At 34.7% G+C, this 10500-nt stretch carries 10 protein-coding genes; 2 read left to right on the top strand and 8 right to left on the bottom strand.

Going from position 1 to position 10500, the window contains the following annotated elements; genetic code table 11:
• On the top strand, positions 1 to 455 hold a 455-nt coding region (locus ACFOZZ_RS12435), incomplete at its 5' end, for a transposase (RefSeq protein WP_376815342.1).
• Between the two features lie 325 nt (positions 456 to 780).
• On the opposite strand, the gene ACFOZZ_RS12430 is transcribed toward ACFOZZ_RS12435, so the two are convergent.
• The gene (locus ACFOZZ_RS12430; RefSeq protein WP_376815341.1) at positions 781 to 1107 is read right to left on the bottom strand and encodes a cyclic-di-AMP receptor; all 327 of its coding nucleotides are present in this window, start codon (positions 1105 to 1107) and stop codon (positions 781 to 783) included.
• A gap of 98 nt (positions 1108 to 1205) precedes the next feature.
• Between ACFOZZ_RS12430 and ACFOZZ_RS12425 the strand changes: the two genes are divergently transcribed.
• Positions 1206 to 2207 (top strand): A/G-specific adenine glycosylase, encoded by a 1002-nt coding sequence (locus ACFOZZ_RS12425; protein ID WP_278780718.1) that lies wholly within the window; start codon positions 1206 to 1208, stop codon positions 2205 to 2207.
• Positions 2208 to 2223: 16 nt separating this feature from the next.
• Here the strand turns inward: ACFOZZ_RS12425 and ACFOZZ_RS12420 are convergent, their stop codons facing one another.
• The 7 genes from ACFOZZ_RS12420 to clpB form a co-directional block, all read right to left on the bottom strand.
• Positions 2224 to 3165, bottom strand: coding sequence for a PhoH family protein (locus ACFOZZ_RS12420; RefSeq protein ID WP_055234563.1), 942 nt, complete (start codon positions 3163 to 3165; stop codon positions 2224 to 2226).
• Between the two features lie 57 nt (positions 3166 to 3222).
• Positions 3223 to 3408 (bottom strand): 30S ribosomal protein S21, encoded by a 186-nt coding sequence (gene rpsU, locus ACFOZZ_RS12415; RefSeq protein WP_055234561.1) that lies wholly within the window; start codon positions 3406 to 3408, stop codon positions 3223 to 3225.
• Between the two features lie 111 nt (positions 3409 to 3519).
• Positions 3520 to 4998, bottom strand: coding sequence for a UDP-N-acetylmuramoyl-L-alanyl-D-glutamate--2,6-diaminopimelate ligase (locus ACFOZZ_RS12410; RefSeq protein ID WP_055234560.1), 1479 nt, complete (start codon positions 4996 to 4998; stop codon positions 3520 to 3522).
• Complete coding sequence (mtaB, locus tag ACFOZZ_RS12405) at positions 4985 to 6292, bottom strand: tRNA (N(6)-L-threonylcarbamoyladenosine(37)-C(2))-methylthiotransferase MtaB (RefSeq protein WP_376815340.1); 1308 nt, start codon at positions 6290 to 6292, stop codon at positions 4985 to 4987. The genes ACFOZZ_RS12410 and mtaB overlap by 14 nt, the downstream gene beginning before the upstream one ends.
• Positions 6293 to 6296: 4 nt before the next feature.
• Entirely contained in the window at positions 6297 to 7070 is a 774-nt protein-coding gene (locus ACFOZZ_RS12400; protein ID WP_055234556.1) for a hypothetical protein, read from the bottom strand.
• Position 7071: 1 nt separating this feature from the next.
• Entirely contained in the window at positions 7072 to 7806 is a 735-nt protein-coding gene (locus ACFOZZ_RS12395; RefSeq protein WP_055289835.1) for an RsmE family RNA methyltransferase, read from the bottom strand.
• Positions 7807 to 7903: 97 nt separating this feature from the next.
• Complete coding sequence (gene clpB, locus ACFOZZ_RS12390; RefSeq protein WP_055289837.1) at positions 7904 to 10471, bottom strand: ATP-dependent chaperone ClpB; 2568 nt, start codon at positions 10469 to 10471, stop codon at positions 7904 to 7906.
• Positions 10472 to 10500: the final 29 nt, after the last annotated feature.

Genomic DNA, 10500 nt, shown 5'->3' with positions numbered 1-10500 from the left:
AAAAGGCTAGAATTCGAATCGTTCAGAAACATATGGAATATCTAGATTCTCTACTTGATGAAATACAGCATCATATCGACTTGATGGTTGCCAACTACGAAGAATACATACAGCTTCTTTGTACAATACCAGGAATCAATAGAAAATCTGCTATTACCATTATCTCTGAAATCGGCACTGATATGTCTCAGTGGTCCTCTCATCGCAAACTTGCTGCATGGGCTGGATTAGCTCCTGGATGTAATGAATCAGCCGGCAAAAAGAAATCAGTTAAGATTTCAAAAGCTGGTGTTTATCTTAAGCCTTGCCTTGTTCAGGTTGCACATGCTGCCGTAAAAGATAAGAACTGCGATTACTACGCAGACAAATTTAACAAGATAACTAAAAGGCGCGGTAAGAAACAGCTATCATTGCGATTGCGAGAAAAATACTTATTGCTGTCTATCACCTTTTAAAAACTGGTGAAGTATTTAACCCAACAGATATGGCAGATGTTGAAACAACAAAGAAGCAACGAATCGAATACGTAAAAAACAATTTACGAAATGCCTTCAATCAGCTCAGCCGCACTGGCTTGTCTGAAGCAGAGATTCTACAACTCATCAGAAAAGAATCTACGAACTCACCTCAAATAGAATAGCCATCCATTTGGGGAAAGGGGCTTTATGCACTTTTTTAGGGTAAAATTTGTTTTCTCTTTCAATTTTTATTCAGATTAATCACCTGTTGACTATATTAAAGTAAAAAGGATGGTTTGACCATCCTTTTTTTTCTCAATTATTAGATTTTCTCGAAACGATCAACATCAACTACAAATACTGTAGCACCACCAACAAGTACATCTACCATGATTGGTGTAAAGAATTCACCCATTTCTGTAGGTGGAACTGTAGGTTCTTTTTCGACACGCTTCTTGGCATTTGCTTTAATGATTTTAATTGCGCCATCTACCTTATCATCATTTGTTCCTACGAAGAATGTTGTATTTCCCTTCTTCAAGAAGCCTCCTGAAGTGGCTAATTTTGTAACAAAGAAACCACCTTCAGTTAAAGCGCTCTGAACAGTTGAACTATCATCATTATTCACAATCGCAATTATCAGTTTCATACTATTGACCTCCTAATAAGAATTAGTTTGTACCTATATTCTAGCATATTTGAAGACAAAAATACACCTATAATATATAATGACTCATGGTGATTTAAATGAATATACAAGAAGAATTAATAAACTGGTACAAAGAGAATAAACGTGTTCTCCCTTTTAGAGATATAGACGACCCTTATAAGATATGGGTGAGTGAAATCATGCTGCAGCAGACAACCGTCACTGCAGTGATTCCCTACTACAATCGCTTTATAGAAAGATTTCCAGATGTTAAAACTCTATCTGATGCCTCAATAGAAGAAGTCTATAAATACTGGGAGGGATTAGGCTATTATCGTCGCGCATTACATCTTCATAAGAGCGCACAGATGATTGAGAATCATTTTCCTAAGGATTATGAAGATATTCTCTCACTTGTTGGTGTAGGCCCCTATACCGCAAGTGCTATTATGAGTTTTGCCTATCATAAACCTTATATTGCAGTTGATGGGAATGCTTTAAGAGTATTGAGCAGATTATATGCGATAGAGGATAATATTGCCTCAAACAAGACTGTAAAGAAAATTACGGAGATAGGAAATAAGCTCGTCGTTGGTTATGATTCAGCTCAAATTAATCAAGGTATTATGGATTTAGCGAATGCAATCTGTCTCCCTGTTCATCCTCATTGTGAAGAGTGTCCACTTCAAGGTCATTGTCAGGCTTATTCAACAAATAAGCAGGAAGTTCTTCCTATCAACATCAAGAAAGTAAATAAGAAGAGTATCTCTTATATTACAGGTATAGTTGTTTATGAAGATGAAGTCATGCTTATTAAAAATAAAAATGGTTTACTAGAAAATATGTATTTACTCCCGCAATATGAGGTGGAGAGTCCTTATTCCTTTATAGAGGCATTTAAAGAAGATTATGGCATAGAATTAGAAGTATTATCTCATTTAAAGGATTTTAAGCATGTGTTCACCCATCGTACATGGTATATGCATGTTTATATTTTTAGAGCGAATAAGCACTCAATAAATTTCTATACAAATAAAGAGCAGGAGGAAATCACAATTCCTACTGCTCATAAGAAAATACTGAAATATTATAAAGACTGATCAGAAACAATCAGTCTTATTTGTTCATATCGTATTTTTCAATAATTCTAGCAACAACCGGATGTCGAACAACATCAAGTGCTGTTAAGTAAACAAAAGAGATTCCTTTAACACCCTCTAGGATCTTCATGGCGTGCTTTAAGCCATTTGTTGTCTGTTTAGGTAAGTCAATCTGTGTAATATCCCCTGTAATACACATCTTAGAATTGAAGCCAAGACGTGTTAAGAACATCTTCATCTGATTGTCTGTTGTATTTTGCGCTTCATCTAGAATAACATAAGCATCTTCTAGTGTACGACCACGCATATAAGCAAGTGGTGCAATTTCAATAATACCCTTTTCAATCAGTTTTTCTGTATTTTCTGCACCTAACATATCATAAAGTGCATCATAAAGAGGTCTTAGATAAGGATCAATCTTTTCTTTTAAGTCCCCTGGAAGGAATCCAAGATTCTCTCCTGCTTCTACGGCAGGTCTAGTTAAAATGATTTTCTGTACTTCATGATTCTTTAATGCCTGTACAGCAAATACAACAGATAAATATGTTTTACCAGTTCCAGCTGGACCAATCGCAAATACAACATCATGATCCTTTAAGGCATGATAATATTCTAATTGACCCATAGTCTTAGGATAGATGATCTTACCATGGCTTGTACGCGCAATATGAATATCAAAAAGTGAATCCATTTCATCAAGTTTTCCATTGCGTCCTAATTTAATAGCATATACAACATCTCTTTTAGAAATACGTACATCTTTCTTAGTCAGTTTGAGAAGTACATGAATTACTTTTTCTAGTGTTGGATCACTATGATCAAGATAAATATCTGTACCACGTACATTGATTGCATTTTCAAACTCATCTTCTAATAATGCGATATTTTCATCATGCGGACCACATAACAATTGCATGGCATCTAAACTGTATCCATTCAACTGAATTACCTTTTCCATAAAATCATCCTTTCATTGAAAAAAAGAAGAGTCAGATGACTCTTCTAAAAATAAATCTTATCTATGACGTTTCTTCTGGTTCTTTCTAGCTGCTTCTGATTTCATTTTTCTCTTTAAACCAGGTTTAACATAGAATTCTCTTTTACGAGCTTCAGCAAGGGTTCCTGTTCTAGAAACTTGTCTCTTAAAACGACGTAAAGCATCATCTAAAGATTCATTTTCTCTTACTACTGTCTTTGCCATTGAACTTTCCCCCCTTTACCGCTAAATTCGAATATGATTATACACAATGATTTTAAATAATGCAAGTCTTTTTTGACTTTTATTCATGTAATTTGATAACTCATTTTAAATCTATAATTCTTCTTCCAATTCCTGATTATATAACTGTTTCGCATACTCCTGTGCAATGAATTTATCTCCAGGATAAGGTGTGTTACCTACCAGAGATGTCATGAACTGTTCATGACCTTTTCCTAGGATAAGAATAACATCTCCTGCACAGGCTGCATCAATAGCCTGCTGAATAGCAAAACGACGATTGGTGATGATAACAGAAATTGGATCTACAATCTGTTCTTGAATCTGCTCACAGATTCCTTCAATATCATCATCTCTTTCATCCTGCTCTGTCAAAATGACATAATCACAGTACTTATTAGCCAAAGCACCAATCTTGCTTCTTTTATGAATATCTTTACGACCTGGTGCACCAAATACCGCAATTAAATGACCATTTCCCTTTACACCATGTACAAACTTAAATACTTCTTCAAAGTTATGTGCATGCTGGCAATAGTCTACAATAATATGGAAAGGCTGTTTAACAGGTACAACCTCCATACGCCCTTCTACTGGCTGAATATATTTAATCGCATTGACTATTTCTTCAGGTGTCATCTCTAAGGCATAAAGTGTTGTTAATATTGCAAGTGTATTTGAAATATTAAAAGGTGCAATGATTGGAACTTCTACATGAAATAAACGATTCTTAATACATATATCAAATGTTGAATGATCAATAAAGTATTCAATATTACGAGCCATAATATCTGCTTTATGATGAATACCATAGCTTAAGATTTTTGCATGTTCTGACAAATCTTTATAATTCATTGAAAGAAAATGATTAAAACGCACTTCATCTGCGTTTAAGATAGCATAACCACCTTCTTTTAATAATCTAAAGAGTTTTTCATAAGAAACCATCAGATTATCAATCGTACCATGAAATTCCATGTGTTCTTCATAAGCGTTTGTAAAAACCACAATACTGAAATTAACAGAATCAACACGCTTTAAAGCTAAACCATGAGACGATACTTCAAGAGTAAAGCCTTTTACATTCTCCTTAACCATGTTGTAGAAATTACGATGAAGGCAGATTGGGTCAGGCGTTGTTCCTGTCATCTGCATCATAGTGGCTCCATATTCTATGCCGTTATTTCCTACATAGCCCATCTTTAAATAACGACCTAATAAGCGTGCAACAACACGGGCCACTACCGTTTTGCCACTTGTACCTGTTACTCCAATACCTGTCATCTTATAAGAGGGATGATCATAGAAAAGATCTGCCACACGATTGAGTTCATCTAGAACATCAGGTACTTGAATATAGACAATACCCTGGTAATAACGACGCAATGGTTTAGAATGGACAATACATTTAGCTCCTTGGAAAATAGCATCATCCACATATTTATGACCATCTGTCACAAGTCCTTCAATACAAAAGAAGATAGAATCTTTTCTTACATAACGAGAATCGCTATGTATAGATTCAATCTTCAAATCACTTTCAACTTTAAAAAGCTCATTAAGCCTCTTCACTAGAAACCACCCCGATTAAATCATAACCTCGATGATCTGTTACTTTCACTTTATAAATATGTCCTTCTTTTAAAGAAGTATCTGCCACAAGAACCTTTAAGTAATTAGATGCATGACCAACCATATAGCCATCTTTTTCTTCTTCAATCAATACTTCTAGTTCCTTATTCATTTCAGATAATGCGAATTCAGTTTTTAATTCATCAGATAACTGTAATAGTCTTCTAACACGTTCTTTCTTAACGTCACCTGGGACCTGACTTGGCATACCGTCTGCAGGTGTGCCTTTTCTTCTTGAATAAGGGAAAACATGCAACTGATTGAAATGAAGCTTCTTGATCCAGTTATATGTATCTGCAAAGTCTTCTTCTGTTTCTCCTGGGAATCCTACAATAACATCTGTTGTAATAGAGATTCCTGGTAATGCTTCCTTTAATTCAAAATATTTCTTTTCAAATTCAGCTGTATTATAATGTCTTGCCATTCTTCTTAAAATAGAATCTGTGCCAGACTGAATTGGAATATGAAGATGATCAACAATAATAGGACTCTTTCCAATAAGTTCGATAATCTCATCACTGACCTGACTCATTTCAATAGAAGAAATACGTAATCTCTTCAATCCCTTAATCTTAGTTGTCAAATCTACCAATAGGTCATAAAAAGAATAATTCTCTAAATCCACACCATAACCTGCTGTATGAATACCAGTTAATACGATTTCTACAAATCCTCTGTCTACTAATTCCTGAGCCTGTCTTAATACATCTTCCTTAGGACGAGAACGTACGCCTCCACGTGCATAAGGAATAATACAATATGTACAGAAGTTATTACAGCCATCTTGAATTTTCAAGAAAGCTCTTGTTTTATTTTCAAATGCATGAATACTTAAGTCTTCAAAACGAGACACCTTCATAACATTTTCAATTTTAACTATCTGTTTATGTGTACTCTTATATTCTTCTACAAAGTCCACAATGGATGCACGATGCTGAGTTCCTAGCACAACAGAAACACCTTCAATTCCTGTGATTTCTTCACTCGCAACCTGTGAATAACAGCCCACAACGCAGATGACTGCTTCAGGGTTTGTACGATGTGCCTTACGGATCATCTGTCTTGATTTAGAGTCTCCTGTATTTGTGACTGTACAAGTATTAATAACATATACATCTGCAGGAGATTCGAAGTCGATTGTTTTATATCCTCTCTTTTTGAATATTTCTAACATCGCCTCTGATTCATAGCTGTTTACTTTACAGCCCAATGTATGAAAAGCAACTGTTGCCATTGTCTCACTTCACTTTCTTATTTAATTTCTTATATGTATGATCACTAATCAACTGATGATCATGCATGTACTCAATGAACTGTGTATATTCACCACGTTCATAATAACTAACTAATTCTTTCGCATCTTCGATAGACACCTTATTAGAATGACGATTATCATCACCTATGACCATACGGCAGATTAATGAGAAATCTTCTTTCACAAATAAATAGATTGTCCCCAATTCTTCATAATAGTAGGCAATGTGAGATTCATTTTCATAAATCTTTTCTAAACTTGAAAAAGGTGTATCTAATAAAATAGGTCCATAATATCTATAAGCGGTATCTAATGTGATTTTTTGACTCTTTACAAATTCAGCATGCTGCTTCAATAAGAGAATCTGATAATCGTTGATATACCACCCATTAATATCAGGAGAATAGACAGGAATATAAATGTCTCTTGAACTTTCTTCATCATAAAAATGAGGGAGCGTTTCTAAAACATTCTTGAGATCATTGTTGAACATCTTTCGTTTTTCTTCATAAGTGATATATTCAAACATATCATAATGACCTGCCGCAAAAAGATCATAAGACCCTTCAATAGCATCTCTACCTTCTAACGAACGTAGGACAATTTCCATATTGAATAAATCAATTTCAGATTTGATCTTAAAACGAATATCCATTGATTCTAGTTCTTTTTTATGTTCTTCACAATAATGATACAACTTTGTCTTAGTATACTTTGTATCCCTGCTGTATTTATTAATGACTGCAATAAAGTTCATATTAATCCCCCAATTCTCTTCTATACCCAATAACACTTAGCATATATAAAGGTGCTGTTTCACTTCTTAATATACGATTACCAATAGAACATGGCACAACACCCATTGCCTGCATCTTTTCTACTTCCTGAAGATCAAAACCTCCTTCAGGTCCTACAATAATAGTAATAGAAGTATGAAGTGCATCAAGTGCTTTCGTGAAAGCACGGTGTTCACCATTCTTACTTTCTTCTTCATATGCCACAACATTAACTTCAGATAAATAATCTTCAAGCTGTGATAATTGAATAGGAGGCGTAATTTCAGGAACAATCTGTCTATGACATTGTTCACTTGCTTCCTGAGCAATACGTTCAAAACGCTCTTTTTTCTTATTAAAACGTGTTTCATCCATCTTCACAATACTTCTAGAAGCACGTAATGGAACAATACGTGTAACCCCTAGTTCTGTTGCTTTTTGAATCACAAATTCAAATTTATCACTCTTAGGTAACCCATAGACTAAAGTCACTTCAACATCCAATTCATTATCTTCCTGAAGTTCTTCCTTAATCTGTAATAAGCCCTGTTTTAAATCTATGATTTCACACAAACATACATGCTTATCTTCATCAATGCAAATAACATGTTCGCCTTTTTCCATGCGCATAACCTTAGTCATATGCTTATACATAGAATCATCAGCGATAATAATATCATTTTGTCTATAATTGTTTTTAATAAAATATCTCTGCATAGTCATCTCTCCTCTAGCATTCTAACATTTTTATGAAACATTGAAAAGACAATAGAAAAAAAAGAAGATAGAGGGGGATTCTATCTTCTTTTACACTTTATGATTCTCTCGCAACAAATCCATTATCATAATCAATGATTACATGACTATTGGCATGAATTGTACCTTTGATAATTTCTCTTGCAAGCATTGTCTCAATATGAGACTGGATATAACGCTTGATTGGACGAGCACCAAATGTTGCATCAAATGCATCCTGTGCAATTCTATTTTCAGCCGCATCAGTGACTTCTAAAGTAATCTTCTTTTCTTCTAGACGACCTTCAAGTTCATGAATAAATTTATCAATAATCTTATAAACAACACTTGAATCAAGTGAGTTGAACATAACGATTTCATCAATACGGTTTAAGAATTCAGGTTTGAAGTGCATCTTTAATTCATTATCCACTTCTTTACGTGTTTCTTCATTATTACCCTGCAACAAGTACTGAGAACCGATATTAGAAGTCATAATGATAATTGTATTCTTGAAGCTAACTACATTACCTTTAGAATCTGTTAAACGACCATCATCAAGAATCTGTAATAAGATATTGAAGACATCTGGATGGGCTTTTTCAATTTCATCTAATAAAACAATACTATATGGAGCACGTCTAACCGCTTCAGTTAACTGTCCACCTTCTTCATAACCTACATATCCTGGAGGAGCACCTAATAAACGAGAGACACTATATTTCTCCATATATTCACTCATATCGATACGTACAATATTCTTTTCGCTATCAAAGAGCTGTTCTGCTAAAGTTTTCGCTACTTCTGTCTTACCTACACCAGTAGGACCTAGGAATAAGAATGAACCAATTGGTCGGTTTTCATCATTGATACCAGCACGGCTTCTAAGTATTGCATCAGTGACCTTAGTAATTGCTTCATCCTGACCAATAACTCTCATCTTCATAATATCTTCAAGATTCAATAGTTTTTCTTTTTCTGATTCCATCAGCTTAGAAACTGGAATATTTGTCCATCTAGAGATAACTTCAGAAATAGTATCTACAGTAACTTTTTCCTGTAATAGAGCATCATCATTTTCTTTTGCCTGGTATTCTTCTATTTCTTTATTAATAGCTGGTATAGTCTGGTATTTGATCTTAGAAGCTTCTTCTAGGTTGCCCTGAGATTCAAATTGTGCCATCTGTGTTTCAAGACGAACCTTCTGATTCTTTAAGTCCTTGATATGATCGACCTGAGACTTTTCTGATTTCCACTGTTCAGTTAAGCCAGAAATCTTTTCATTTAATGAAGCAATCTTCTCTTTGATTTCTTCTAGTCTCTTTTCATTGTCTTCTGTTGAATCTTCTTTTTCAATTGAAATTCTTTCCATCTCTAGACGATTCTTATCACGTGTAATTGTATCTAATTCTTCTGGCATAGAATCAATTTCCATACGTACTGAAGCGCATGCCTCATCAATTAAATCAATGGCTTTATCTGGCAAGAAACGATCAGTAATATAACGGTCACTCATATGAGCTGCTGCGATAATCGCACTATCCTGAATCTGAACACCATGATGAGATTCAAATGGTTCCTTTAAACCTCTTAGAATCGCAATAGTATCATCAATATCAGGTTCCTGTACCAATACTTTCTGGAAACGTCTTTCTAAGGCTGCATCCTTTTCAATATACTGACGATATTCATCAAGTGTAGTTGCACCAATACAATGTAATTCACCACGGGCCAACATTGGTTTTAATAAGTTAGCCGCATCCATAGCACCATCTGTCTTACCTGCACCAACTAACTGATGGATTTCATCAATAAACATAATGATTCGTCCTTCAGATTTCTTGATTTCATTTAAAACAGCTTTTAATCTTTCTTCAAATTCACCACGATATTTAGCACCTGCCACAAGTGAACCTAAATCAAGTTCAAATAAAGTTTTATCTTTTAATGTTTCGGGTACATCGTTCTTAACTATACGCCAAGCAAGTCCTTCTACAATCGCAGTTTTACCTACACCTGGTTCACCAATTAAAATTGGATTATTCTTTGTCTTACGTGATAAGATCTGAATCACACGTCTGATTTCTTCATCACGTCCTATAACTGGATCAATCTTGCCATCTTTAACATCTTTTACAAGATCACGTCCGTATTTTTCTAATACTTCATAATTATTTTCTGGGTTTGGAGTATCCACTTTATGTCCTCCTCTCATTTCCTTAATGATTTTTTCTACTGCTTTCTTATCTAGATGATAACGAGATACAAAGTTTCGGATAAAGGTACCTTGCGAATTAAACAGTGCGAGAATAAGATGTTCTACACTCATATAGTCATCTTTATACTCTGTCTTAATTCTTTCCGCATTCGCAATCCAGCTATTCAAATCATAACTTAAGCGTAACTGATCCTGTGTGACCTGTCCCACACTCGGTTTCTTATTTATCTCATCATTGAGTAAATCCTGTACTTCTGGTATAGAAATATTGAGTTTTGTAAGTACTCGATAGAAAATACCAGAACTATCTTCTAATAATGCATACATGAGATGTTCAACATCTACAATCTGCTGATTAAGAGATAAAGCACTCTGCGCCGCACGTCCAAATGCTTCCTGCATGGCTTCTGTCCATTTTTCACTATTCATCGCAATCACTCCTTTTAGCACTCTTCTTT

It is taken from the genome of Catenibacterium sp. GCM10023432 (genome assembly GCF_042651925.1).
Lineage (GTDB): Bacteria > Bacillota_I > Bacilli_A > Erysipelotrichales > Coprobacillaceae > Catenibacterium > Catenibacterium mitsuoka.
The sequence above is the reverse complement of the archived record's forward strand: the minus strand, read 5'-3'. Positions and strand labels throughout refer to the sequence as shown.

Coding starts and splice junctions, on each gene's coding strand:
- rpsU (WP_055234561.1), bottom strand. CDS start 3,408: ATGGCAAAGACAGTAGTAAGAGAAAATGAATCTTTAGATGATGCTTTA.
- ACFOZZ_RS12395 (WP_055289835.1), bottom strand. CDS start 7,806: ATGCAGAGATATTTTATTAAAAACAATTATAGACAAAATGATATTATT.
- clpB (WP_055289837.1), bottom strand. CDS start 10,471: ATGAATAGTGAAAAATGGACAGAAGCCATGCAGGAAGCATTTGGACGT.
- mtaB (WP_376815340.1), bottom strand. CDS start 6,292: ATGGCAACAGTTGCTTTTCATACATTGGGCTGTAAAGTAAACAGCTAT.
- ACFOZZ_RS12425 (WP_278780718.1), top strand. CDS start 1,206: ATGAATATACAAGAAGAATTAATAAACTGGTACAAAGAGAATAAACGT.
- ACFOZZ_RS12400 (WP_055234556.1), bottom strand. CDS start 7,070: ATGAACTTTATTGCAGTCATTAATAAATACAGCAGGGATACAAAGTAT.
- ACFOZZ_RS12430 (WP_376815341.1), bottom strand. CDS start 1,107: ATGAAACTGATAATTGCGATTGTGAATAATGATGATAGTTCAACTGTT.
- ACFOZZ_RS12420 (WP_055234563.1), bottom strand. CDS start 3,165: ATGGAAAAGGTAATTCAGTTGAATGGATACAGTTTAGATGCCATGCAA.